General features: G+C 71.9%; 21 protein-coding genes. 12 read left to right on the top strand and 9 right to left on the bottom strand.

Annotated features, from left to right (window positions below; genetic code table 11):
• Window positions 1-21 precede the first annotated feature (21 nt).
• From IEY91_RS00105 to IEY91_RS00095, 3 genes are all read right to left on the bottom strand, one after another.
• Window positions 22-633, bottom strand: coding sequence for an RICIN domain-containing protein (locus IEY91_RS00105; protein WP_164320466.1), 612 nt, complete (start codon window positions 631-633; stop codon window positions 22-24).
• A gap of 98 nt (window positions 634-731) precedes the next feature.
• Complete coding sequence (locus tag IEY91_RS00100; protein ID WP_189172387.1) at window positions 732-1136, bottom strand: nuclear transport factor 2 family protein; 405 nt, start codon at window positions 1134-1136, stop codon at window positions 732-734.
• A 26-nt stretch (window positions 1137-1162) separates the two neighbouring features.
• Window positions 1163-2629, bottom strand: coding sequence for a glycoside hydrolase family 16 protein (locus IEY91_RS00095; protein WP_189172386.1), 1467 nt, complete (start codon window positions 2627-2629; stop codon window positions 1163-1165).
• Between the two features lie 209 nt (window positions 2630-2838).
• Here IEY91_RS00095 and IEY91_RS00090 point away from each other — a divergent pair, with 209 nt between their 5' ends.
• Window positions 2839-4476, top strand: a complete 1638-nt coding sequence (locus IEY91_RS00090) for an AAA family ATPase (RefSeq protein ID WP_189172385.1) — start codon at window positions 2839-2841, stop codon at window positions 4474-4476.
• A 28-nt stretch (window positions 4477-4504) separates the two neighbouring features.
• Here IEY91_RS00090 and IEY91_RS00085 read toward each other — a convergent pair whose 3' ends face one another.
• The 3 genes from IEY91_RS00085 to IEY91_RS00075 are packed head-to-tail and all read right to left on the bottom strand — an operon-like array spanning window position 4505 to window position 5906.
• The gene (locus IEY91_RS00085) at window positions 4505-4984 is read right to left on the bottom strand and encodes a DUF5360 family protein (protein ID WP_204328004.1); all 480 of its coding nucleotides are present in this window, start codon (window positions 4982-4984) and stop codon (window positions 4505-4507) included.
• Window positions 4984-5310: a DMT family transporter gene (locus IEY91_RS00080; RefSeq protein ID WP_164320458.1), complete on the bottom strand. Its 327-nt coding sequence runs from the start codon at window positions 5308-5310 to the stop codon at window positions 4984-4986. Before IEY91_RS00080 ends, IEY91_RS00085 begins: the two co-directional genes overlap by 1 nt.
• Window positions 5310-5906, bottom strand: coding sequence for a TetR/AcrR family transcriptional regulator (locus IEY91_RS00075; protein WP_164320456.1), 597 nt, complete (start codon window positions 5904-5906; stop codon window positions 5310-5312). Before IEY91_RS00075 ends, IEY91_RS00080 begins: the two co-directional genes overlap by 1 nt.
• Before the next feature lie 624 nt (window positions 5907-6530).
• Here IEY91_RS00075 and IEY91_RS00070 point away from each other — a divergent pair.
• The 11 genes from IEY91_RS00070 (at window position 6531) to IEY91_RS00020 (ending at window position 19490) form a co-directional block, all read left to right on the top strand.
• Entirely contained in the window at window positions 6531-7751 is a 1221-nt protein-coding gene (locus IEY91_RS00070; protein WP_189172384.1) for an aminotransferase class I/II-fold pyridoxal phosphate-dependent enzyme, read from the top strand.
• Complete coding sequence (locus IEY91_RS00065; protein WP_189172383.1) at window positions 7748-8347, top strand: hypothetical protein; 600 nt, start codon at window positions 7748-7750, stop codon at window positions 8345-8347. Before IEY91_RS00070 ends, IEY91_RS00065 begins: the two co-directional genes overlap by 4 nt.
• Window positions 8348-8534: 187 nt before the next feature.
• The gene (locus IEY91_RS00060; RefSeq protein ID WP_189172382.1) at window positions 8535-9467 is read left to right on the top strand and encodes a class I SAM-dependent methyltransferase; all 933 of its coding nucleotides are present in this window, start codon (window positions 8535-8537) and stop codon (window positions 9465-9467) included.
• Window positions 9464-12043, top strand: a complete 2580-nt coding sequence (locus IEY91_RS00055; RefSeq protein ID WP_229696603.1) for an MMPL family transporter — start codon at window positions 9464-9466, stop codon at window positions 12041-12043. Before IEY91_RS00060 ends, IEY91_RS00055 begins: the two co-directional genes overlap by 4 nt.
• A 5-nt stretch (window positions 12044-12048) precedes the next feature.
• Window positions 12049-12822, top strand: coding sequence for a CPBP family intramembrane glutamic endopeptidase (locus IEY91_RS00050; RefSeq protein WP_229696668.1), 774 nt, complete (start codon window positions 12049-12051; stop codon window positions 12820-12822).
• Window positions 12823-12941: 119 nt separating this feature from the next.
• Window positions 12942-14105: a methionine adenosyltransferase gene (gene metK / locus IEY91_RS00045; protein ID WP_189172757.1), complete on the top strand. Its 1164-nt coding sequence runs from the start codon at window positions 12942-12944 to the stop codon at window positions 14103-14105.
• A gap of 100 nt (window positions 14106-14205) precedes the next feature.
• Window positions 14206-15150: a carbohydrate kinase family protein gene (locus IEY91_RS00040; RefSeq protein WP_164328177.1), complete on the top strand. Its 945-nt coding sequence runs from the start codon at window positions 14206-14208 to the stop codon at window positions 15148-15150.
• 42 nt (window positions 15151-15192) lie between these two features.
• The gene (locus IEY91_RS00035) at window positions 15193-16116 is read left to right on the top strand and encodes an NAD(P)-dependent oxidoreductase (protein ID WP_189172381.1); all 924 of its coding nucleotides are present in this window, start codon (window positions 15193-15195) and stop codon (window positions 16114-16116) included.
• Between the two features lie 108 nt (window positions 16117-16224).
• Window positions 16225-16653 carry a MerR family transcriptional regulator gene (locus IEY91_RS00030; RefSeq protein ID WP_189172380.1) on the top strand — a complete coding sequence of 143 codons (429 nt, stop codon included), beginning with the start codon at window positions 16225-16227 and terminating at the stop codon, window positions 16651-16653.
• On the top strand, window positions 16650-16994 hold the full coding sequence (locus tag IEY91_RS00025; protein WP_373287860.1) for a thioredoxin family protein: 345 nt from the start codon (window positions 16650-16652) through the stop codon (window positions 16992-16994). Before IEY91_RS00030 ends, IEY91_RS00025 begins: the two co-directional genes overlap by 4 nt.
• 195 nt (window positions 16995-17189) lie before the next feature.
• A complete protein-coding gene (locus tag IEY91_RS00020; protein WP_189172379.1) occupies window positions 17190-19490 on the top strand; it encodes a HelD family protein in 2301 nt (766 codons plus the stop codon).
• 110 nt (window positions 19491-19600) lie between these two features.
• Here the strand turns inward: IEY91_RS00020 and glgB are convergent, their stop codons facing one another.
• The 3 genes from glgB to treS all read right to left on the bottom strand — a co-directional run.
• Window positions 19601-22468, bottom strand: coding sequence for a 1,4-alpha-glucan branching enzyme (gene glgB, locus IEY91_RS00015; protein ID WP_229696602.1), 2868 nt, complete (start codon window positions 22466-22468; stop codon window positions 19601-19603).
• A gap of 30 nt (window positions 22469-22498) precedes the next feature.
• Window positions 22499-23974, bottom strand: a complete 1476-nt coding sequence (locus IEY91_RS00010; RefSeq protein ID WP_189172378.1) for a maltokinase N-terminal cap-like domain-containing protein — start codon at window positions 23972-23974, stop codon at window positions 22499-22501.
• Window positions 23975-24135: 161 nt separating this feature from the next.
• Window positions 24136-25670, bottom strand: a 1535-nt coding sequence (treS, locus tag IEY91_RS00005) for a maltose alpha-D-glucosyltransferase (protein ID WP_189172377.1), incomplete at its 5' end; no start/stop codon positions are given.

Genomic DNA, 25670 nt, shown 5'->3' with positions numbered 1-25670 from the left:
GCTCCGGGGTGGCTCGGGGCGTCACGGGCCGTAGATCAGTGTCCAGCGCTGGTTCGGCCGTCCGTCGTAGTCGTTGGTCACGACGGGGGACTCGTTGGCGCCGCCCCAGCCGCGGTCGGGCTCCAGGGCGCGGCCGAAGAGGTTCGCGATCCGCTCGGGGTCGGCCGAGTGGGCCGGGTCGACGTACCAGAGCTGGTCCACGTTGGTGAAGGTGCGGTCGCAGTCCGACAGCCAGGTGGCCCAGCCTGCCGGGCCGTTCGCGTGGCCCGCGAGGCAGCGGCCGTCCCTGCGGGTCGCCATGTGATAGCGACCTCGGCCGTCCGCGATCAGGTCCCAGAGTTGGTAAGGCTCCGAGGTGCAGTTCCACACCCGCATCCGGTCGTCCCCGGGCGGCATGCCCATGCAGCGGCCGATGCCGTGGTTCCTGACCTGGAAGGGGCCGACCGCCGGTGCCGCGGGAGGTGCGGCGAGCTTCGGCTTCGGGGCTTCCGGCCGCGCGGCCTCCCCGCCCGGTGCGGCCGCCGCCGACGATGCGGGCAGTGCGGCCGCCACCAGGGCCACCAGGGCTGCGAGGGCCACGAGCGGTGCCCGGCGCGAGTGCGGAGTTGCCGGACGTGTGCGTGGAGATGTCATGGGGTCTCCCTGAGTGGTCCGAGTCATGAGCGTCCCCCGAAGTCACGACCGGGTGCCATGCTCGCCGGGACGGGACCGTTCCAGACAGGGGTTCGGTGTCAAACACCCCGTTCGGGTGCTGCGGGAGCCGCCGGTGTGATCTGGGTCAGCACGCACTCCCAGCGGCCGGACCGCCGCACGAAGACGTCCGTCGTCCACTCGTCCGCGTCGAAGCGCTGCCCCTGGTAGTGGGCGGTGTTCGTCACCCGGGCCGTGAACAGGGCGGTGTCGCCGTGGACGCGGATGCGGGCGGGGCCCACCCGGTCCATGGCCGAGTGGGTGAGTTCGCCGGATGCCACCACGGAGAGGAAGTCGGCCTTGGGGGAGACGCCCGACTCGGACACCATCACCCACTCGTCCGCCATGAAGCCGGCGATCCCGTCGGCGTCGTTCGCCACGATCGCCGCCGCCCAGCCCTCGGCGACGGCGATCAGTTCGGCGTGCGCGCGGTCGGTGTCGTTCACCGCACCAACGTAACCGCGGGGTACCGCTACCGCGCGGCGCCCGAGCTGTACGGGATCCGGACGACCGACTGGTTGCCCGTGCCGACCGTGCTGGACGCGTTCCCGATCGCGTTCCACACCTCGACCCGCACCGTGCCGCCCGCCATCGTCCCGTGCGCGCCCGTCGCCGACTTCAGGCCCTTGGCCTGCGTGTAATGCTCATAGCCGGGCACGGGATCGGTGGCGAAGTACTGATACGTCTCCGTACGCTCCCACGACCCGTCGCCCGTACGGTCGTAACTCACCCGCACCTGCTGCCCGTTGGCGACCGAAGAGCCCGCGTCGACGAACAGGTCGAAGTCCGTGGACCCGCCGTTGTACGTGCCGTTCACACCCGTCGCGGTGAAGGTCTGGGCCGCGTGCGGCGTGCCGTCGTGGTTGGCGCCGCCCGCCGAGGCGAGCGTGGTGGCCGCCGCGGAGCCCGCGGGCGCGCCGAGCGTGCCGCCGGGGCGCAGGTGCAGCGACGACGGCGTACCGGGGTCGGGGTCGCCGCCCCCGCCGCCCCGCGTCCACACCGCGACGTAGTCGACGGCCATCGCCCGCCCCGGCACGGTGGCCGGGACCGGCGTGGCACGCCCGGCGACCCCGTCCGGGAACGCGCCGCCCATCGCCACGTTCAGGAGGATGAAGTAGCCCGCGTGGTTCGTCATGTTGTTCCACGCCTCGGCGCCCACCCGGTTCTGGTCCACGCTGTGGTAGAGCTGCCCGTCGACGTACCAGCGCAGGACGTTGGGGCTGGCGGACCGGTCCCACTCGAAGCGGTACGTGTGGAAGGCGGACTGGCACGAGGCCCCGGGGCAGGCGCGGTTGGCGCCGATGCCGTTGGTCTCGTTGCAGGGGCCCCCGGGGTTCACGCCGCAATGCAGCACGCCCCAGACCGAGTTGATGCCGTTGACGTTCTCCATGACGTCGAACTCGCCGATGGACGGCCAGTTCCAGTAGTTGCCGCGGTAGGGCGCGCCGAGCGCCCAGAAGGCGGGCCAGTAGCCGAGCGCCTGCTCGCCGGTGACGTTCGGCATCTGGATGCGGCCCTCGATGGCGAGGGTGCCGCCCGTCGGCGCCTTGAAGTCGGCGCGCTTCGTCTCGATGCGGCCCGAGGTCCAGTTCCCGGAGCCGTCCCGCAGGGGCGTGATGCGCAGGTTCCCGTTGCCGTCCAGGCTCAGGTTGTCGGGGGACGAGGTGTAGTTCTGGATCTCGCCGGTGCCCCAGTTCCCGGGCCCGCCCGGGTAGTTGTGGCCGGTGTCGATCTGCCAGTTCGCGGCGGAGGGCAGCGAGCGGGCGGGGCCGTTGAAGTCGTCGCTCCACTGCAGGGTCCAGCCGGGGGCGGGGGGTACGTCACCCCGGGCCTGGCCCGGCGTCATCAGGGCGGCCATCAGGCCGACGGCGGCGAGTCCGGCGAGGAGGGGGGTGCGGTGTCTGTACCTGAAGAGGGCGTCGCGGAAGGTGGTGCTCATGGTGCACCTCCGGGCAGGGGACGGGGGTGAATTCCTGAGAGCGCTCTCAGGGTTTTGTAGTTGTGGACGGGGGTGCCGTCAATGGCTGTACGTCGTCAAGTTCCCGAAGCCACGGGGGAGTTGGCCGCGAGCCGTTCAGGGGGCGGCAATACGGTTGCACGGCACCCCCGCCGCCGCCCACGCTGAGAGACCGGAAATACCGGCGCCGCATGACCAGCGGCAAGCGTTGCGCGGAGAGGACGACCATGGACCAGGGGGACAAGGTGACGGAGATCGCGAAGGCGGGACCGTCCGACGGCGGAGGTGCCGACCTGACGCGCGTGAGCCAGCTCTTCGAGGAGTTCCTGGAGGCGGTCGCCCGCCCGCCCCGGACCAACGGCTCGGACCGCGACCTCACCGCCCGCCTCCGCGACCACCTCGGCATCGAGCCCGGCGACGCCCCCGTGGTCAAGGCCACGTACGCGGCGTACGACCACCCGAACGTCCACCTCGCCCTGGAGCACTGGTTCACCGCCGACTCACGCACGTACGAACTGATCGGCATGACGGGCTCCGACCACCGCAACCACTACGCGCTCTCGGAGATCATCGAATCCGCAGACCGCTACGACAAGTTCGTCATCGGCGCCGTCGACTACACCCACCTGCCGATCTCGCCGGACGACGAACTCGCCTGCGTGTCCTTCGGGTTCTACCTCGGCTCGGAGCGCACCGCCGACGGCGCCGAGGAGCGCTGCGTCGTCCTCCTTCGCGGCACGAGCGAGGACTACGGCCGCGAGAAGATCCAGCTCGAAGTCCTCGCCGCGTCCCGCGACACCGCCCGGCGGCTCATCGCGGGCATCGACGCGTTCCTGCGGGAGCACAACATCTACCGCGGCCAGGTCCTGTCCTTCGAGGGCGACGCCTTCGGCGAAGGCCTCGGCCCGTTCCGCTTCCACCGCCGCGCGGGCCTGACCCGCGACGGCATCGTGCTGCCCGACGGACTGCTCGACCGGGTGGAGCGGCAGGTCGTCGGCGTCGCCCGGCAGCGCGAGCGGCTGCGCGCGGCGGGCCAGCACCTGCGCCGCGGACTGCTCCTGTACGGCCCGCCCGGCACCGGCAAGACGCACACGATCCGCTATCTCCTCTCGGACCTGCCGGACTTCACCGTCGTCCTGCTGTCCGGCACCACCATCGGCGCCATCGGCCCGGCCTGCGCCCTCGCCCGCATGCTCCAGCCCGCCCTCGTCATCCTGGAGGACTGCGACCTCATCGCCGAGTCGCGGGACTACGGCGGCGGCGAACAGCCCCTGCTCTTCCAGGTGTTGAACGAGATGGACGGCCTCGGCGACGACGCCGACGTGGCCTTCCTGCTCACCACCAACCGCGCCGACCTCCTGGAGCCCGCCCTCGCCCAGCGCCCCGGCCGCGTCGACCTCGCCGTCGAGATCCCGCTGCCGGACGCCGTCGGCCGACGTCGTCTCCTCGATCTGTACGGCGGCGGGCTCGGCCTCGGCGACGAGGTCACGGAGGAGATCGTCGAGCGCACGGAGGGCACGACGGCGTCGTTCGCGAAGGAACTGGTGCGGCGCGCCGTCCTCATCGCGGCGGAGCGCGACGCGGACACGGCCGCTGAGGACATCCGTGCGGCGGTCGATGAACTCCTGTCGGACCAGGACCAGTTGACGCGGCGGCTGCTCGGCGTCGCGGGCGACGAGGACCCCGATGACCTGGAGGACGGGTTCGACGACGACGATGACGATAGCGACGGCGACGGTGGTGGCCGTCCACGCGGCCCGCGCCCCGGCCGCCTCGGTGAGAACGGCGGCGGGTTCTTCACGGCGGGGTCGTACCGTCCGATGCGGTGAGGTGACGGCAGGGCGGAGCGTCGGTCGCTCACCGCACCACCGGCCCCGCAGGGCCGTCGCGCCGCAGCAGCCGCGCGATCGCGGGCACGGGGAACAGCAGCAGCGCCAGGTTCGGGATCCACCACGTCGGGGACCAGTCGCCGCGCAGCGCCCAGAAGACGACCGCCTGCAGGCCCGCGGTGCTGGTGAGGGTGAGGGAGACCAGCATGAGGGGGCGCCAGGCGATCCGGTGCGGGCGGCCGTCGCGGCGCTCGCGGCGGCACAGGTACAGGGAGGCGAGCCCGGTCGCGCTCGCGGCGACGTCCAGCGGCAGGAACGAGTAGTTCCAGTCGCTCATCACCGGGTCGCCGTAGTCCTTGTACGCGTACTCGGCGGGGATCAGGGCGAGCAGCGCGGCGCTCCAGTACGCGAGGAAGCCGAGGTCGGTGACCAGCATGGCGATCTTGACGGCGGCGAGCCCATGAGTGTGCGGAAGGTCGGTGCGGGGCTTCGGTGGTGCCTGGGCCATCAGTGCTCCAGGCCCCCGCCCACGTACATGACCGCTACTCCCGCCACTATGAGCAGCGCGCCCGCGACCGTCGCCAGCCGCACGTTCTCGTCGAACAGGAGCACGCCGCCGGCCAGGGCGCCGACCGTGCCGAGCCCGGACCACACCGCGTACACGGGCCCGACGTGCAGGGTCTTGAGGGCCTGCGCGAGCATCACGAACGCGGCCGCGTAGCCCACGACCACCAGGATGCTCGGGCCGAGGCGGGTCAGGCCGTGCGAGGCGCGCAGCGAGAGGGTGGCGGCGATCTCGGAGACGATGGCCCCGGCCACCAGGACGATGCCCATCAGGCCGACTCCTTCGCGTTCGTCGTCGAGTTCGGTTTCGTCATCGCGTTCGATTTCGTCTGTCCGTCCGCGTACTGCTCGGTCAAGTCATGGACCAGGCGCCGTAGTTGGACGTGCTGTTCGCCCTTGGGGTCGGCGAGGCCGAGGAGGCGGGCGGTCCACCAGCCGTCGACGGCCATGCGGACGAGGGTGGCGACGCCGGGCGGCAGGCCGTCCCGCTCCAGGCGTTCCTGCCAGACCTGGTAGCGCCCCTGGAGGATGCCGAGCACCTCCGGGCCGTTGGCCGCCGCGAGGAGGGCGACGGGGACCGAGTCGGAAGGGGTGGACTCGCCCTCGGGGGCCTCGGGTGGGATCGAGGCGTCGAGCCACGCGCGGGCGTACGCGCCCGGTGGTGCGTCCGGTCCCGGCAGCACCTCCTCGAAGCGGTCCGCCAGGCGCTCGACCACGCCCTGCACGAGGGCCAGCTTCGTCGGGAAGTGGTAGAGCAGGCCGCCCTTGCTCACCCCGGCCTCGGCCGCCACCGCTTCCAGGCGGATGGCGTCCACGCCCTGCTTGACCAGGAGTCTCTCCGCCGCGTTCAGGAGCCGGTTGCGCACGCTTCACACCGTCTTTCGGTCGTCGCCGGGGCTTGAGCCGTAATTGATCTCTATTAGCGATCTTTACGTTTCCGAGTTTCCGACCGTCCGGACGGTCGAATGCAGGCTAGCATGGCGCATGACGTGGTGCGACGGGCATTCAGGGGGGGGCGCACGGAAAACGGAACGGTTAATTCTGGATTTCGTCACACCGGTTACGTCAAGAGATTGGTTGACGCTTTCGACGAAAGTTGTCTAAAGTCGCTGCCTGGCTGATTCGGTCGACGAATCCCGGCCAGAACTGATCATCAATCGGGGGCCTCATGTTCGAGTCATCTGCGTATTAACTCTCTGTGTTCACCGGTCGGCGGGCCCTGCGCGCCCGCTGCCCGCGGGGCTTCACGCTGCCCGCAGGGGCCGGTATCCGTCCAGGTCAAAGGCGACCTTTCCCGGTCCGCGGCGGCAGCGGCGGGCTCATGCACCGGTTCGCTCCCATGCTCCCGACACCCTCCGGCGGCGCTTGCGCCTGCCCGTTCCCAGGGGAATCCGGCGGCATGCAAAGTCCTGCGCGCATCCCTGAATCCCGGGCCGCTCGAACGCGCCCAATTCTTCACGGGAAGCGCCTGAATTCACAGAGGGAAATAAATGTTCAATGCATCGGAACCACCCGACCTCTTTTCTCGCTTCGCGGGCTATACCGCGGCATCCGACCTGATGAAGGCCGGTCTCTACCCCTACTTCCTGCCCCTGGCCGGGCAGGAGGGCGCGACCGTACGCAGGAGCGGACGGGAACTGATCATGTGCGGCTCGAACAACTACCTGGGCCTCACCGCCGACCCCCGCGTCCACGCCGCCGCCCGCGGCGCCCTAGAGCGGTACGGCAGCTCCAGCACCGGCTCCCGCTTCCTGAACGGCAACACCGATCTGCACGAGGAACTGGAGGCCGAGCTCGCCGACTTCCTCGGCAAGCCCGCCGCCGTCGTCCTGTCCACCGGCTACCAGGCCAACCTCGGCGCCCTCGCCGGACTGCTCACCGCCCGCGACTACGCCGTAGTCGACCGGGACGCGCACGCCTCCCTCGTCGACGGCGTCCGGCTCAGCGGCGCCAAGCTGCGCAGGTTCCCGCACAACGACGCCGAAGGCCTGCGCCGGACCCTGGAGCAACTGCCCGACGACGCCGCCCGGCTCGTCATCGTCGACGGCGTCTACTCGATGGAAGGAGACATCTGCGACCTGCCCGCCCTCACCGCGGTCTGCGCCCAGTACGGCGCGCGGATCCTGGTGGACGACGCGCACGGGCTCGGCGTCCTCGCGGGCGGCCGCGGCACCGCCGCCCACTTCGGCCTCACCGACCAGGTCGACCTGATAACCGTCACCTTCAGCAAGTCCCTCGCCTCGCTCGGCGGCGCGGTCGCCGGCAGCGAGGAGGCCGTCCACTACCTCAAGCACAAGGCCCGCAGCCTGATGTTCAGCGCCTCCATGACCCCGGCGAGCACCGCCGCGGCCCTCACCGCGCTGCGCATACTGCGCGCCGAACCGCACCTCACCACGGCCGTGCGGGCCAAGGCCGACCGCGTACGGCGCGGGCTCGCCGAAGCAGGCGTCGGCACCGGCGACAGCACCACGCCGATCATCCCCGTCCCGGTGCCCGACGCCCAGGGCACCCTCGCCATCTGGGAACGCCTGATCCGCGCGGGCGTCTACGTCAACCCGGTCCTGCCGCCCGCCGCCACGCCCCGGCTGCGCACCAGCTACATGGCCACCCACACCCACGACCAGCTCGACCGCGTCGTCGAAGTCCTCGGCGCTGAGCCGGAGTTGCGGCGCGCCGCCGAGCGGGTCGCCTCCTCGGCGAGCGCGGCGTGAACCTCTCGGCCGCCGGGGGGCGTTCGGGCCGTCCGGGCCGCTCGGTCCGTTCGGGACACGTCGATGCCGCCCGGCCCGCGGACGCCGACCCCGCGGGCCCGGCACTCGCCCTCGTCGCGGCTGCGGGCGCGGGCGGGGTGTCCGCCGTGGCCTGCCTCGCCCCGGCGGGCGGGGTCGACTTGCCCCGGGGCACTCTGCTCGCCTGGGGCCTCTCGCTCGCCGTGGGCGCGGTTCTCGCGCGCCGCGGTGGCCGCGGGTGGCGTGGCGGTGACCCTCGCCCCGGGGTCGCCGCCGCGTTGCTCGTTCTCGGTACGGCTTTGCTGTGCAGCGGCGCCGGGGGAGTGGCCGTGGGGGCCGTGGTGGCGCTTTGTGGGTGCGCCGGGGCGGCCGCGTTCGCGGCGGTCCGGGGTGTGTACGCCGCCTCGGCCGCCGTCGGTCTGCCCTCGGCCGCCCTGGCCGTGGCCTCCCTCGCGACGGGCGGTCTTGCCGCCGCCTGTTGGCTGCCGCAGGCGCGCGGGGCGGTGGGGGCGTTCGCCTGTGCGGCGGGGCTGTTGTGCCTTGCCCGCACGGTGCGTACTTCCCTGCCGGTCGGGTGAGTTCTCACGGGGGCTTCGCCCCCTTGCCCCCCTTTTCGCCGCTTCGCGGCTCGTCCTCAATCGCCGGACGGGCTCATACCTGCCGGCTGAACGCGGCTCGGTACGCGCCGAGCGGCTGAACGCGGCTCGGCACGCGCCGACCACCGAACACCGACCTGTTAGCCGCGACCACCCAAGGAGCCGCCACATGTCCCGTATACGCCTCGCCGCCCGTGCCCTGCGTCTCGCGCTCAATCGGGCGCACGCCGATCCGACTGCGGACTACGACGCGGCCAGTTCTGACTACGACACGTTCTTCAGCCCCGTCATGGGGGGACACTCCACCGCCGCGCTCGACGAGGTACCCATCGCGCCCGGTGACAGCGTCGTCGAACTCGCCTGTGGTACCGGGCACTTGACGGCTGAGATCATACGAAGGCTCGACGGCCGGGGCGTCGTGCGGGCCGTCGACAAGTCGCCCGGCATGCTGGACGTCGCCAAGAGGAAGGTGCACGCGCTCACCGCGGGCACGCCCGGGGTCGGCGTCGAGCTGTCCGTGGGGGACATGGACTCGTTCATCCGCGGGCTTCCCGACCGCAGCGCCGACCTGGTCGTCGTCGGCTGGGCGATCTGCTACACCAAGCCGCCCAAGCTGCTCGCGGAGATCGTGCGGGTGCTGCGGCCCGGCGGGCGCGTCATGGTCATCGAGACGCGGGCCGACGCCCACCAGGCGCTCACCGAGGGCCTGGAGAAGGTCTTCGCCGACGACCCCTCGCTGCTCACCAGCCTCATCAGGGTGGCGCTGCCGAAGAACGCGGCGACGGTGGCCCGCTGGTTCGGCAAGGCGGGCCTGACCGTCACCGGGCAGCGGGACGGCGCCCAGGTCATCCCGGCCCACACGCCCGCGGCCGTCCTGGAGTGGGTGCAGCGCTCGGGCGCGGCGGCCGGGTTCAAGACGGCCGTGGACAACGAGCGCGAGCAGCTCGTCCTCGACCGCGTCGAGGCAGGGCTCGCCGAACTCCTCGAGAAGAAGGGCGCGTTGGAGATCCAGCACACCTTCGTCGTGGTCACCGGCGCCAAGCCCGTCACGCCCCGCGCCCGGCACGGGGCCCGCGCCGGCGAGGAGGCCGGCGTCGCATGACGAACCCGACCAGGGCCGCCGATCCGCCCGCGCCGACGCCGCCGGGCGACGGCTCCCGGGTGCCGCCAGGCGCGGCGCGCGGCGCCGTCCAGCGGGCGCTGCACCGCTTCGCGGAGAGGCTCGCCAGGCGGCCCAAGACCGTGATCCTCGCGTGGGCGGTGCTCATCGCGGTGTGCACGCCGTACGCGATGGGGCTCGACGACGCCCTCACCGACCAGGGCGCGTCCAAGGTCGTCCCCGGCACCAGCAGCGCCCGCGCCGACGAGCTGACGAAGAAGGCCTTCCCGCACCGCTCGGAGCGGGAGGTGACCGTCGTCGTCGAGGCGCCCGACGTGCGCGACGGCGAAGTGCGGTCCCTGTTCGCCCAGTTGGACGCCCGGCTCGCGAAGCTGCGCGCGGACGGCGAGGTGGAGCGCACGTCGTCCGCGTACACGCTGTACCGCGACGCGACCGCCGCCTTCCTCACCGGCGTACGCGACCGCGCGCGGGCGGCGGCGGACGACCCCGCCGGGCAGCGCGCCTTCGTCGACCGCGAGGTGGCCGCCGAACGCGTCCCCGCCGCGCTCGCCGCACCCGCGCGCGAGGCCGCGACGGCGCCCGACGCGGCGGCCGTGCCCCGCGTCGCGGGCAAGTTCGCGGCGGACACCGACTGGCGCGACTTCCCGCTGCCCGTGCCGGGCGACGCCGTGGCGCGGCTGATCTCCGGCGACGGCAAGTCCGCGCTCGCGTCGGTCAGTTACACGGACAAGGCCGGTGCCGACCCCGACGTGGAGTGGCTGCGCGACACCGCCCGCGACCTGCTCGCCGAAGGCGGCGGCAGCGCCAAGGGCGCCGAGGTGCACGTCACCGGAGAGCTCGCGCTCATCCACGACACGTACGAGAAGGCCGAGGCGGACAACTCGCTGATGGAGTCGGTGGCGTACGTCATCATCTTCGTCATCCTGCTGGTGTTCTTCCGCGCCCTGGTGCCCGCGGTCCTCACGCTGGCCGTCATCGGCCTGTCCATGAACGTCAGCCAGGCGGGGCTGCACGCGCTGGGCGAGCATGTGACGCTCACTCAGTTCACCGTCACCATCATGACGTTCGTGATGCTGGGCGCGGGCGTCGACTACAGCATGCTGCTGTCCTCGCGCTACCGGCAGGAACGCCTCGCCGGACGCGATCCGAGGGAAGCCGCCGTGCACGCCACCGTGCACGCGGGCGAGAGCATGCTGCTCGCCGCGGGCGCGGTGGCCCTCGCCTTCGGCGCGACGCTGCTCTCGCCCGTGGACTGGATCCCGCCGCTCGGCTACGGCGGGCTCATCGGCATCCCCATCGTGCTCGCCGCCGCGCTCACCCTCACGCCCTGCCTGCTCGTGCTGCTCGGCGACCGCTTCTTCGCGGTGGGCCGCGGGCCGCTCGCCGACCTCGAACACACCGGCGCGATGGGCAGACACCTGCGCCGCACCGCCGAGTTCGCGCGCCGCCGCAAGGTGTGGATCGTGGTGGCGTTCCTCGCCGCGACCATCCCCTTCGCGCTGCTCGTCGCGGGCAACCGCTCGACGTCCGACCCGGTCGCGCTGAGCCCGGCGACCGACTCCCGCGAGGGCTTCGAGGTCGTCGCGGACCAGTGGGGCGACGCCGCCGTCATGCCGACGATCGCCGTCGGCCGCGCGGACCCCGGCGTCGTACGCGACGGCGTCCTCACCGCCGAAGGGCGGCAGGCGGTGTCCCGGCTCACCGAACGCCTGAACGCCGTCCCCGGTGTCGCGTCCGTGGACTCGGCCACCCACCCCTTCGGCAAGCGCTGGTCCGACGGGCAGCTCGCCGACGCGGGCCGCCCCCTCCTCGACGACTACGTCTCCCGCGACGGCACCCTGCGCTTCGTCGTCGCCCTCGACGACGATCCGTACGCGAAGGAGGCCGCCGCCACGGTCAGCCGCCTCGAACGCGTCACCGAACAACAGGGCGGCGGGGTTGCCGAGTTGGAGATCGGCGGCACCACGCAGGTCGACCGGCAGTACGGGAACGCGCTCAGCTCCAGCTTCTGGCAGATGGTCGCCCTCGTCAGCGTCGGCGTCTTCGTGATGCTGATGTTCACGCTGCGCTCGCTGCTCGTACCGCTGCGGCTGATCGCCACCATCATGCTCAGCAACGTCTGGGCCGTCGGCCTCACCGTGCTGATCTTCCACCACTGGCGCGGCGAGGCGATCATCGACGATCTGCCGATCTTCCTCACCGTCCTGATGATGGGGCTCGGCATGGACTACGAGATCTTCCTCGTCACCCGCGTCCGCGACCTGCTGCGCAGCGGTCTGTCGCAGGAGGAGGCCACGATGCGGGCCGTCGTCGACACCGGGCGCGTCATCAACGCGGCGGGCCTGGTGATGGCGGGCAGCCTCGGCACGATGGCGCTCTCGTCCACGCTGATGCTCCAGGAGTACGGCGCCGGGCTCGGGCTCGCCGTGCTGCTCGACGCCACCGTCATCCGCATGCTCTTCGTCCCGGCCACCCTGCTGCTCCTGCGCAAGTACAACTGGTGGCTGCCCAGCTTCGGTGTGCGCGGGCGCCGCCTCGACAAGGTGCCGGCGGGGTGACGCGCATGACGCTGGAGATCCACGACGAGCCGGGCACCCCGGGATCCGGCACCCCCGCACCCGGGGCGCCCGAGCCCGGCCCGGCCCGCCCCGGCAGGCTCGACCGGCTGCGGCTGCACCACGCCGCGTACCCGGTGACCTCGGCCGCCGCGCTGTTCGCGGTGCTCGCGGCGGTGCGCGTCGCCGGGGCCTTCACCTTCGTGGTGATGGTCCTGTCCGTGGCGCTGAGCGCGGCGGTGCTCCTGGTCCTTCCGCGCACGGACTGGGCCGCCGCCGGGGTGCGCCGGTCCGCCCTCGTGCCCGCCGTCCTCGGCACCGCCCTGGTGGCCGTCGTCTACGGCCAGACGTTCCTCGCCACCCGTGACGCCTTCGGCGACGGCGACGACAACTGGACCACGTGGATGCCCAAGCTCTTCGAAGGCATGGTGCCGGGGGCGCCCTGGGCCGACGTGGTCGCGATGGTCCTCGCCCTCGGCGTGCTCGTGCCGCTGGTCGAGGAGGTCTGCTACCGCGGCGTCCTGTACCGCGCCGTCGAGGTCCGCTGGGGCGGCTACGCGGCCGTGGTGACCACGGCGGCCGGCTGGGCGGCCGTCCACGTCGGCGACTACGGCCTCAACCCCTTCAACCTGAAGGTGCTCTGTGGGCTGCTGCCCTCGGTGTTCCTGATGGGCCTCGCCCTCGGCGTCTGCCGCGCCGTCACCGGCTCCGCCCTCGCCTGCGCCGCCGCACAGGGCGTCTGCAATCTGCTGCTGCTCGGGGCGGCGGCCGCGTGGCTGTGACGGCCCTGCTGCTCGACGTACTGAACCGCCGCACCGAACCGCCGTACCTGAACTGCCCACCCGCACCACAACTGCCACCACAACTGACGCCACAACTGACAACTGACAAGGACGAGTTGATGCCACGACGCCTGTTCACCTCCGAATCCGTCACCGAAGGCCACCCCGACAAGATCGCCGACCGGATCAGCGACACCGTCCTCGACGCCCTGCTGAGCGCCGACCCCACGGCCCGCGTCGCCGTGGAGACCATGATCACCACGGGGCTCGTGCACCTCGCGGGCGAGGTCACCACCACCGCGTACGCCCCCATGCCCCAGCTCGTCCGCGACGCCATAGTGGAGATCGGCTACGACTCATCGGCGAAGGGCTTCGACGGCACCTCCTGCGGGGTCTCCCTGTCGATCGGCGCGCAGTCGCCCGACATCGCGCAGGGCGTGGACACCGGCGGCGCGGGCGACCAGGGGATGATGTTCGGGTACGCCACCGACGAGACGCCGTCGTACATGCCGCTGCCCATCCAGCTCGCGCACCGCCTCGCCCGGCGCCTCACCGAGGTCCGCAAGAACGGCTCGGTGCCGTATCTGCGCCCGGACGGCAAGACCCAGGTGACCATCGAGTACGAGGGCAGCCGGCCTGTACGTCTCGACACCGTCGTCGTCTCCTCCCAGCACGCCGCCCACATCGACCTCGACGCGCTGCTGCTCCCCGACATCCGCAAGTTCGTCGTGGACCAGGTCCTTGAGGAACTGCGGGAGGAGGGCACCGAGTTGGGCACCGAGGGCTACCGGCTCCTGGTGAACCCGACGGGCCGCTTCGAGATCGGCGGCCCGATGGGCGACGCGGGCCTGACGGGGCGGAAGATCATCATCGACACGTACGGCGGGATGGCGCGGCACGGCGGCGGCGCGTTCTCCGGCAAGGACCCCTCCAAGGTGGACCGTTCGGCGGCGTACGCGATGCGCTGGGTGGCCAAGAACGTGGTCGCCGCGGGGCTCGCGCGGCGCTGCGAGGCGCAGGTCGCGTACGCCATCGGCCGCGCGGAGCCGGTGGGCCTGTTCGTGGAGACCTTCGGCACCGCGACGGTGTCCCAGGCGCGCATCGAGCAGGCCATCACGGACGTCTTCGACCTGCGCCCGGCCGCGCTCATCCGCGACCTGGACCTGCTGCGGCCGATCTACGCGCAGACGTCGGCGTACGGACACTTCGGCCGTGAACTGCCGGACTTCACCTGGGAACGCACGGACCGGGCGGACACGTTGCGCGCGGCGGCGGGGGGCTGAGGTGGTGTCAGAGATCCGGCAGGTGCCGGGACTTGATGTGGACTCCGGAGCGATACCCGTGCCGGAGCTCGACGTGGCGTTCGGAGCGCCCGCCGCCCGGATCGCCGTCACCGGCTCCCTCGCGACCGACCATCTCCTCACCTACCCGGGCCGGTTCACCGAGCAGCTCGTCCCCGACCGGCTCGACCGCGTGTCCCTCTCCTTCCTCGCCGACGAACTGGAGGTGCGGCCCGGCGGCGTGGCCGCCAACATCGCCTTCGGGCTCGGGCGCCTCGGCCTGCGGCCGTTCCTGGTGGGCGCCGCCGGGCGGGACTTCGCCGAGCACGCGGCCCGGTTGCGCGCGGCGGGCGTCGACACCCTGGGCGTCCACATCAGCGAACGCCGCCACACCGCGCGCTTCGTCTGCACCACCGACCGCGACCAGAACCAGATCGCCACCTTCTACGCCGGCGCGATGGCCGAGGCCCACACCATCGACCTCGCCGCCCTCGCCCCGCGCGCGGGCGGCTTCCTGCTGGTCCACATCGGCGCGGACGACCCCCGCGCGATGCTCCGCCACACGGCGTCCTGCAAGGCCATGGGCGTCCCGTTCGCGGCGGACCCCTCCCAGCAGCTCGCCCGCCTCGACGGCGAACAGACCCGCCAACTCGTCGACGGCGCGAGCCTGTTGTTCACCAACGCGTACGAGGCGAGCCTGCTCCTCAAGCACACCGGCTGGACCGAGGACGAGGTCCTCGCCCGCGTCGGCTCCTGGATCACCACGCTCGGCGCGGACGGTGTGACCGTCGCCCGCGCGGGCGACGCACCGCTGCGGCTGCCCGCCGTGCCCGCGCGCACCATCGCCGACCCGACGGGCGCGGGCGACGCCTTCCGTGCCGGCTACCTCGCGGGCGTCGTACGGGGATGGCGGGCCGAACGCTCGGCACGGCTCGGCTGCGCGCTGGCCTCGCTGGCGCTGGAGACGGTGGGCACGCAGGAGTACGAGGCCTCACGCGTACGCGAGGCCGTCGCTTGCTTACCTTTTGGTGAGTACCTCACAAAATAGTAGGTACTTGTTACGAGGGGTGTGTCGATCAACGATGGACGCATGGCAACCACGACGAAGTCGGAAAACTCCGCGAACCCCACGACCACCACCCCCACCACCACGCCCGTCACCGTGATCGGCCTCGGCGCCATGGGCCAGGCCCTCGCGGGGGCCTTCCTCAAGGCCGGTCATCCGACGACGATCTGGAACCGTACGGCGGGCAAGGGCGATGACCTGGTCGCCGGGGGCGCGACGCGTGCAGCGACCGCGGCGGAGGCGGTGCGCGCCGGTGAGGTCGTGGTCGTGTGCGTCGTCGACTACGACGCCTCCCAGTCGATCCTGGAACCCCTCGCCGCCGACCTCGCCGGGCGCGTCCTGGTGAACGTCACCTCGGACTCCCCGGAGCGCGCCCGCGAGGCGGCCGAGTGGGCGGCGGGGCACGGCATCGCCTACCTCGACGGCGCGGTCATGATCCCGACCATCATGATCGGCACCCCGGAGGCGCTGATCTTCTACTCCGGTGACGAGTCCGCGTACAAGAAGCACGAGGACGTGCTCAAGTCCCTGGGCGGCCAGTCCGCGTACGTCGGCGCGGACCACGGCCTCGCCGCCGTCTACGACCTGTCCATGCTCGACTTCTTCTGGACGTCGATGTCCGGCCTGGTGCACGGGTACGCGCTCGCCGCCAAGGACGGCGTTCGGGCCGAGGCCCTCGCCCCGTTCCTCAAGGCCCACATCTCGCTGCTCGACCTGGTGATCGACGAGACGGCGAAGGAGATGGACGGCGGCGAGTACCCGGGCGCCGAGGGGAATCTGGCCGTGGAGCTGGCGGGCGTCGAGCACATCCTGCACGCCGCGGAGCGCCGCGGCCTGGACGTCTCCGTGCTGCGGGGCGTGCGGGACGTGGCGAAGCGGGCGGTGGACCTCGGGCACGGGGCCGACAGCTGGACGGCTGTCGTGGAGGGCGTCCGCAACCCCGCGTGACGTCTTGGCCGCCTGGCCCCTGACCCCGGACAGGAACTTGCCCGGACAGGAAATGTCTTGGACTCCGGCCCTGGCGTTGACGCCGACGTCAAGGATTACCGTCGAGGCATGCGAATCGGCGAGCTCGCGCGGCGCGTGGGAACCACCACGCGGACGCTGCGCTACTACGAGTCGCGCGGGTTGCTGCCCGCGCGGCGCGACGGCAACGGTTATCGCGCGTACGGCGACGACGACGTACGGCTCCTTGAGCAGATCAGGACCTTGCAGGACTTCGGGTTCGAGCTGGAGGAGACCCGGCCGTTCGTGGAGTGTCTGCGGTCGGGGCATCCGGCGGGCGATTCGTGTCCGGCGTCCGTCGCCGTCTACCGCCGCAAGCTCGGTGAACTCGACGCGCTGATCGGCGAGTTGAGCGCCGTGCGGGCGCAGGTGGGCGCGCAGTTGGCGCGTGCCGAGGAGGCGATGGCGGGGCTCGCCGCCGACGCGGGGGCGGCTCCGGGTGGTCCGGAGCCGCGGTGCGAACTGAGGGGTACGGCATGAGCGTGATGAAGGCGGACGGGCTGGGCGAGGTGACCGACGGGGACTTCGGGTTCGAGGTCCTGGGGGTGGACCGGCCGGTCCTGGTGCAGTTCACGGCGGAGTGGTGCGGGCCGTGCCGGCAGCTCACGCCGGTCCTCGGCGAGATCGCCAGGGACGAGGCGGAACGCCTGAAGGTGGTGCGGCTCGACGTGGACAGGAACCCGGAGACGACGGTGGCGTACGGGGTCCTGTCGACGCCGACGCTGATGGTGTTCCGCGACGGGGAGCCGGTGTGGCAGAGCGTGGGCGCGCGGGCGAAGCGGCGGCTGCTCACGGACCTGGAGGGCGCGGGCGTGCTCTGAGCGCCGTGCTCTGAGCACGGCGGGCGCCCGAAACGGGCGCGCGAATGGAGAAAAGCCCCGGACGCATTGACGTCCGGGGCTTTTCTCTGCGTATATTGGATTCTTTCGCGAAGCCCTGCCCAAATGCGTACTCGAATGCGCAAGGGGGCAACGCGGGAATCTGTATAAGAGCACTGTAACTGGCGAGGGGCTGAATTGTCAACCGAGGAATTGCGGGAAGAGCAGCAATTCGTCTCCGGGCTGTACGCGCGCCTCGACGCGCTGCGCGAGGAGGCCGAGTCCACCGTGCAGGCGTCATTGGCGCAGGTGGGGAACGGTCTGCAGGCGCGTCTGGAGCGCGATGTCATGGTGGCCGAGCAGTCCGGGGTGCTCGCCGCCCTGGACGCGGGCGAGAACGGTCTCTGCTTCGGACGCCTTGAATTCCGTGACGGGCGGGATCACCGCATCGGGCGCATCGGAATCCGCGCGTCCGACACCGAGCGCACTCCGCTGGTGATCGACTGGCGTGCGGAAGTGGCGCGGCCCTTCTATCTGGCGACCGGCCACACCCCGATGGGTCTGCGCAGGCGCCGGCACATCACCACCGAGGGCCGAGAGGTCACGGCCCTGCACGACGAGATCCTGGACCTCACCGACACCACCCGCACCGGCCATGAGGCCGCGGACGCCGACGAGGTGCTGCTCGCGGCCCTCGACTCCGCGCGCACCGGCCGCATGCACGACATCGTGCAGACCATCCAGGCCGAGCAGGACCGCATCATCCGCGCCCCGCACCGGGGTGTGCTCGTCGTCGAGGGCGGGCCCGGCACCGGCAAGACGGTCGTGGCGCTGCACCGCGCCGCGTTCCTGCTGTACGCGCACCGGGAACTGCTCGCCAAGCGGGCCGTCCTCGTCGTCGGCCCGAACCCGGCCTTCCTCGGCTACATCGGCGAGGTGCTGCCCGCGCTCGGCGAGACCGGTGTGCTGCTCGCGACGCTCGGCGAGCTGTTCCCCGGGGTGACCGCGACCGGCACCGACTCGGCCGCGGCGGCCGAGGTCAAGGGGCGGGCCGGGATGGCCGACGTGCTTGCGCGGGCGTTGCGGGACCGGCAGTTGCTGCCCGAGCCCGGTGCGCCGCTGATCATCGAGCACGACGACGGCGACCTGATCCTGGACTGGGAGATCGCGTACGAGGCGCGGGCCGCCGCGCGCGAGGCGGACCTGCCGTACAACCTGGCGCGGCCCACGTTCGCCTTCCACGTCATCGACGCGCTCACCCGCCAGCTCGCCGAACGCATCGGCCACGACCCGTACGGCGGGCCCAACTTCCTCGGGCCCGACGACATCGCCCAGCTCGGCAAGGGTGTCGCCGTCAGCGCCGAGGTGCACGCGGCCCTGGAAGAGCTGTGGCCCACGCTCACGCCGGAGCGCTTCGTCACGGATTATTTGGCCGAGCCCGCGCACCTGTCCGCCGAGGACGCCGCCGCGATCCGGCGCGCCCCGGGGGCCGCGTGGACCCCGGCCGACGTTCCGCTCCTCGACGAGGCCGCCGAACTGCTCGGCAAGGACGACAGCGCGGCGCGGGCCCGCGCGGAGGCGGAGCGGCAGCGGTCCGTCGCGTACGCGCAGGGCGTGCTCGACGTCTCGTACGCCTCCCGCACCTACGAGTTCGAGGACAAGGACGACGAAGATGCCGAGGTACTCCTCGCGCACGACATCATCGACGCCGAGCGGATGGCCGAGCGCCAGGAGGAGGCCGACCACCGCAGTGCCGCCGAGCGGGCCGCGGCCGACCGGACCTGGGCGTTCGGCCACATCATCGTCGACGAGGCGCAGGAGCTGTCCGCGATGGCGTGGCGGCTGTTGATGCGGCGGTCGCCGACGCGGTCCATGACCCTCGTCGGCGACCCGGCCCAGACCGCCGAGTCCGGCGGGGTCGGCTCCTGGCAGGACATCCTCACTCCGTACGTCCAGGACCGCTGGGAGTACGCCCGCCTCGGCGTCAACTACCGCACGCCCGCGGAAATCATGGACGTCGCGGCGGAGGTCCCGCGCGCCGCCGGGGTTCCCGGCTTCGAGCCCCCGTCGTCGGTACGGTCGACCGGGGTGCGGCCGTGGGCGCGGAGGGTGGACGATCTCGCGGCGGCGGTGGCTGAGGCGGTGTCCGCTGACGCGGTGTTTGGGGGCGGGGTGTCCGCGGACGCGGGGTCCGAGGAGAGCGCTGCCGTGGGGCGGCTCGCCGTCATCGCCCCGCGCGAACTCCACGCCGTCCTCGCGGGCAAGCTCCCCGACGTCCCGCCGCCCGGCGCAGGCGTCGACCTGACGCGGCCCGTCGTCCTCCTCGACCCCCGCGAGGCCAAGGGCCTGGAGTTCGACACGGTGCTGGTGGTGGAACCCGCTCTGTACGGCACGAGTGACCTGTACGTCTCCCTGACCCGGGCCACACAGCGCCTGGGCATCCTCCACACCGGGCCCCTGCCCTCGGCGCTGACGCCGCTGCACCAGCCCACCCGCTGACGCGGCGGGACTTCCCACCCGCCCGCCCGTGACGGCAAACGGGTGGGCGGGTGGGAGATTCCCGCCGCGGTAGCGGCGGGCACCGCCCACGGACCCGCAGACGAAGACGGCTAGGCCGGGCGCAGCCACACCGTGGCGAGGGGCGGCAAGGTGAGGCGCAGGGAGGCGGCACGCCCGTGTGCGGGGACGGCGTCCGGCTTTAGGGTGCCGGGGTTGCCGACGCCACCTCCGCCGTATCGGACGGCATCCGTGTTCAGGACCTCCTGCCACGCGGCGTACTCCTCCGGCACCCCCAGCCGGTAGGCGCTCCGCACCACGGGCGAGAAGTGGGACACGGCAAGAAGCGGCCAGCCCTCCGTGTCGTAGCGCAGGAAGGCGAAGACGTTGTCCTCGGAGGCCTCCCCGTCGACCCAGGCGAACCCGCCGGGGTCGGTGTCGCGCTGCCAGAGCGCGGGCACCGCCCGGTAGGTGGCGTTGAGGTCGCGGACGAGGTCCCGAACCCCCCGGTGATCGGCCTCGGCCCCGTACGCGGGGTCGAGCAACCACCAGTCGGGCCCATGCCCCTCCGACCACTCGGCGCCCTGCGCGAACTCCTGCCCCATGAAGAGGAGTTGCTTGCCGGGGTGGGCCCACATGAATCCGAGGTAGGCCCGGTGGTTGGCCCGCTGCTGCCACCAGTCGCCGGGCATCTTCGAGACCAGCGACTGCTTGCCGTGCACCACCTCGTCGTGCGAGATCGGCAGGACGTAGTTCTCGCTGTAGGCGTACACCATCGAGAACGTCATCTCGTGGTGATGGAACTTGCGGTGCACCGGCTCCTTGGACACATACCCCAGCGAGTCGTGCATCCAGCCCATGTTCCACTTCAGCCCGAAGCCGAGGCCGCCGAAGCCGCCGGGCCCGGTGTGGTGGGTGGCCCGCGTCACCCCGTCCCAGGCAGTGGACTCCTCGGCGATGGTGACGACGCCGGGGCAGCGCCGGTACACGGTGGCGTTCATCTCCTGGAGGAACGCCACCGCGTCCAGGTTCTCCCGCCCCCCGTGCTCGTTCGGGCTCCACTCACCGTGCTCACGCGAGTAGTCGAGGTAGAGCATCGAGGCGACGGCGTCCACCCGCAGCCCGTCGATGTGGAACTCCTCGCACCAGTAACTGGCGTTGGCGACAAGAAAGTTGCGGACTTCCTTCCGTCCGTAGTCGAACTCCAGGGTGCCCCAGTCGGGATGCGCCGCCCGCGCCGGGTCCTCGTGCTCGTACAACGGCCGCCCGTCGAACTCGGCCAGCGCCCAGTCGTCGCGCGGGAAGTGCGCGGGCACCCAGTCCATGAGGACGCCGATGCCGGCCCGGTGCAGGGCGTCGACGAGGTACTTGAAGTCGTCGGGGGTGCCGAGACGGGCGGTGGGCGCGTAGAACCCGGTGACCTGGTAGCCCCAGGACCCGCCGAAGGGATGCTCGGCGACCGGCATCAGCTCCACGTGCGTGAAGCCCAAGTCGGCTACGTACGCAGGAAGTTGATCGGCGAGCTGCCGGTAGGTGAGACCGGGGCGCCACGACGCGAGATGCACCTCGTACACCGAGAACGGCGCCTCATGAACGGGTACGTCACCACGCCGCCGCATCCACTCCCCGTCCCCCCACGCGTGGTGCGAGACGTCGACGACGGAGGAGTTGGCGGGCGGCACCTCGGTGCGGCGCGCCAGCGGGTCCGCGCGGAACGTCATGCCGCCGTCGGGCCGCGTGATCTGGAACTTGTACAGCTCACCCGCGCCGACCCCCGGCACGAACAGCTCCCACACACCGGTGCCGCCGAGCGAACGCATCGGGAAACCGCTGCCGTCCCAGTAGTTGAAGTCCCCGACGACCCGCACGCCCTGGGCGTTGGGCGCCCACACGGTGAAGCGGGTGCCGGTCACGCCCTGGTGCGTCATCGGCCGCGCGCCGAGCGCGTCCCACAGCCGCTCGTGCCGCCCCTCACCGATCAGATGCAGATCGAAATCACCTACGGAGGGCAGGAATCCGTACGCGTCCGGGACCTCCTGCAGCGCCTCTTCGTACGCGACGCGCAGCAGGTAGCCATCCGGCACGGCGCGCAGCGGCACCACCGAGGAGAAGAACCCGCCGCCGTCATCGATGAGCTCGGCGCGCAGCTCACCGGCGACGACGGTCACGGCGCGCGCGTACGGGCGCAGCGCGCGGAAGGCGACGCCGTCCGGAGTGAGATGCGCGCCGAGCACGCCGTGCGGGTCGTGATGCGTCCCGGCGAGCAGCCGCGCACGGTCTGCCTCCGGCACGGGGGAGCGGGGCGGGGACGCCGCCCGCCCGGGCGTCGCCCCATCCGCGACGGCGGAAGCCGCCCTGGCCTTCGGCACGGCAGCAGCAGCGATCTTCTTCCCGCCACCGACCGCTTTCCGGGGCGCGTTGGCGGCGGCCGCCGCAACCTCGGCCTTCGCCGCCGCCGACGGCACGGCCTTCGCCGACTCGGCGCCCGCGGAGCCCTTCGCGGGCGCCGCGTTCTCCGCTGCGCCTGCGGCCTTCGTTGCCTGCGTAGCCTTCGTGGGCTTCGCAGCTCTCGTGCCCTTCGCGGGCGCCGCCTTGGCGTTGGTCGCCGCCTTGGCGGGTGTCTTGGTCTTGGCGGTCTTCGATGCCTTCGCGGGCGCCGTGGCCTCAGCGCTCGGCGCAGGCTTCGCGGGCGTCGTGGTCCTGGCAGCCCGTGGCGGCTTCGCGGCCTTCGACGGTCGCGCAGGCTTCGGGGTCTTCGCGCCTCGCGCACTCCCCGTCCCCCGAGGTGTCTTCGCGGCCTCGGCCGCCTCGGCCGACTCCGCCGCCTCGGCGGCGCGCGCGGCAGCCTGCGCGCTGGCCCGCGCGGACTTCACCGGCCTGGGCGCCACGCCCGTCTTCGTCGGATCCGGTTGCGGTGACGTCGGCGTGACCTCGGGTGCGGGCTCTTGCGGCGGGGTGCTGGAGGTGGGGCGGCGGGTCACGGGGGAGGCCTCCTGTCAGGGGGTCGGGGGTCAGAGGGAGGCGTCGGTCGCCAGGCGGTCGAGGGCGGCGAGGGGCACCGGGAGCCAGTCGGGGCGGTGGCGGGCCTCGTACACCGCTTCGTACACCGCCTTGTCGGTCTCGTGGGCGCGGAGGAGGACCGGGGACATACGCGGGTCATGGCCGTCGGCGTCGGCGTAGCCGGCGCAGTACGCGGCGCGGCAGGTGTCGGCCCACTGGGAGGACCAGGCGGACGTAGCCGCCCCTGCCCGAGGGGCATCGAGGGCGTCGAGGGTGGGCTGAGCGCTGCGGGACGCGTAGTCGAAGGAGCGGAGCATTCCCGCTATGTCGCGCGCGGGCGGCTGCGGCATGCGGCGTTCCGCCAGGGGCCGCGCGGGCTCGCCCTCGAAATCTATGAGGGTCCACTCGCCGGAGGGCGCGCGCAGGCACTGCCCCAGGTGCAGATCACCGTGCACGCGCTGCGCCGTCAGCCCGGTACCGCCTTCGGAGGCCAGATCGGCGAGCGCCTCGTACGCGGTACGTAACGCGGGAGCGTACGGCCGCAGCGCGGGGACGGCCCGCGCGGCCGCCTCCAGGCGTTCCGTCATGCGGCACGCGAGCAGCTCCACCTGTGCGCGGCCGAGCGTCACCGTCGGCAGCGCCGCGGCGAGCGCCGCGTGCACCTCGGCGGTGGCCCGCCCGAGCGCCCGCGCCTCCTCGCTGAAGTCGGCGCCCTTGGCGAGGACTTGGAGGGCCAGCTCCCACCCGTCCGTCGCCCCGGCCACGTACGGCTGAAGCACCCCGAGCACCAGCGGCTCGCCCGCGCCGTCCCCGCCGCCGGCGCCCTCAGCCGTGATCCACGCCGCCGGCGGCGGCACCCGCCGGCAGTCCTGCCGGGCCAGCGCGAGCGGCAGCTCCAGGTCGGGGTTCACGCCGGGCACCACCCGACGGAACAGCTTCAGGATGAACGAATCCCCGTACACGAGTGAGGAGTTGGACTGCTCCGCGCCGAGCGCGCGCGGCGCGAGCCCGGACGGGATGTCGACCGTCGGGCCCCCGGAGGGCCCCTCGGCGCGTGCGAACCGCAGCACACCGAGCCGCCCCGGCACCCGCAGCCGCTCCAGGAGCAGCGCGGCGAGACGCGGGTCGTGCAGCGCCTCGTACACCGTCCGCCCGGCCAGCGCGCCGCCGGTGACATGGCCGATCAGCGCGGGCGCGAGCCGGGGCGGGAGTTCGGTACGTACGCCGATCAGCAACTGGTAGCAGTCGGCGGGGAGTTCACGGTCTCCGGCGGTGGACGGTTGATGCACGCGGATGAGCAGATGAAGCAGTCCCGGCTCGGCACCGGGCGGAAGCAGTTCGGTCGCCGCCACCAGGTCGAATCCCGTGATGGGCCGCCCCTTGCCCGCGAACCACCGCTGCCGCGGCAGCCAGCCGCGCAGCAGCGGATCGAGCGACGCGAGGAGCGCGCCGGCGTTGGCACTGGGGCGGGTGGCGGCTTCCGACATGATGTCCCGTCCTTTCCGCGGCGCGGACAAGTCAGGTACGGAGGGAGGTGCCGAGCAGGGGGTGTGCCGAGCGGGGAACGTACCGGGCAGGGAACGTATCGGGCAGGGGAACCCACCCAGTAGGGATCGTGCCCGTGTACGCGTGCCCTGTGTCGGCGACCTTACGCCGAGTCGTCGCGCAGCCGGAACCAGTAGAACCCGTGCCCTGCGAGGGTCAGCAGATACGGCAGTTCACCGATGGCCGGAAAACGTACCCCGCCGATCAGCTCCACGGGGTGGCGGCCGTTGAAGGCCTGCAGGTCGAGTTCGGTGGGCTGGGCGAAGCGGGAGAAGTTGTGGACGCACAGGACGAGGTCGTCGCCGCTTTCGCGCAGGAAGGCGATCACGGCCGGGTTGGTGGAGGGCAGTTCGGTGTACGAGCCGAGGCCGAAGGCGGGGTTCTGTTTGCGGATCTCGATCATCCGCCGGGTCCAGTGGAGCAGGGATGAGGGGCTGCTCATGGCGGCTTCGACGTTGGTGACCTGGTAGCCGTAGACGGGGTCCATGATGGCGGGGAGGTAGAGGCGTCCGGGGTCGCAGGAGGAGAAGCCGGCGTTGCGGTCGGGGGTCCATTGCATGGGGGTGCGGACGGCGTCGCGGTCGCCGAGCCAGATGTTGTCGCCCATGCCGATCTCGTCGCCGTAGTAGAGGATCGGGCTGCCGGGGAGGGAGAGGAGCAGGGCGGTGAAGAGTTCGATCTGGTTGCGGTCGTTGTCCAGGAGGGTGGCCAGGCGGCGGCGGATGCCGATGTTGGCGCGCATGCGGGGGTCTTTGGCGTATTCCGCGTACATGTAGTCGCGTTCTTCGTCGGTGACCATCTCCAGGGTGAGTTCGTCGTGGTTGCGCAGGAAGATGCCCCACTGGCAGCCCGAGGGGATCGCGGGGGTCTTGGCGAGGATTTCCGAGACGGGATAGCGCGATTCACGGCGTACGGCCATGAAGATGCGCGGCATCACGGGGAAATGGAACGCCATGTGGCATTCGTCGCCGCCCTCGGCGAAATCACCGAAGTAGTCGACGACATCCTCCGGCCACTGATTCGCCTCCGCAAGGAGAACCGTGTCCGGGTAATGCGCGTCGATCTCCGCGCGCACCCGCTTCAGCAGCTCATGGGTACGCGGCAGGTTCTCGCAGTTGGTGCCCTCCTCCGCGTACAGATACGGCACGGCGTCCAGGCGGAAGCCGTCGATGCCGAGGTCGAGCCAGAACCGCAGGGCCGAGACGATCTCTTCCTGCACGGCCGGGTTCTCGAAGTTGAGGTCGGGTTGGTGGGAGAAGAAGCGGTGCCAGTAGTACTGCTTGCGGACGGGGTCGAAGGTCCAGTTGGAGGCTTCGGTGTCGACGAAGATGATGCGGGCGTCGCTGTACTGCTTGTCGTCGTCGGCCCAGACGTAGTAGTCGCCGTACGGGCCGTGGGGGTCGGCGCGTGATGCCTGGAACCAGGGGTGCTGGTCGCTGGTGTGGTTCATGACGAAGTCGATGATCACGCGCATGCCGCGCTGGTGCGCGCAGTCGACGAACTCCACGAAGTCGGCGAGGTCACCGAACTCGGGCAGCACGGCGGTGTAGTCGGAGACGTCGTAACCGCCGTCGCGCAGGGGGGATTTGAAGAAGGGGGGCAGCCACAGGCAGTCGACGCCGAGCCATTGCAGGTAGT

This window comes from Streptomyces lasiicapitis (genome assembly GCF_014646335.1).
GTDB classification, from domain to species: domain Bacteria; phylum Actinomycetota; class Actinomycetes; order Streptomycetales; family Streptomycetaceae; genus Streptomyces; species Streptomyces lasiicapitis.
The sequence above is the reverse complement of the archived record's forward strand: the minus strand, read 5'-3'. Positions and strand labels throughout refer to the sequence as shown.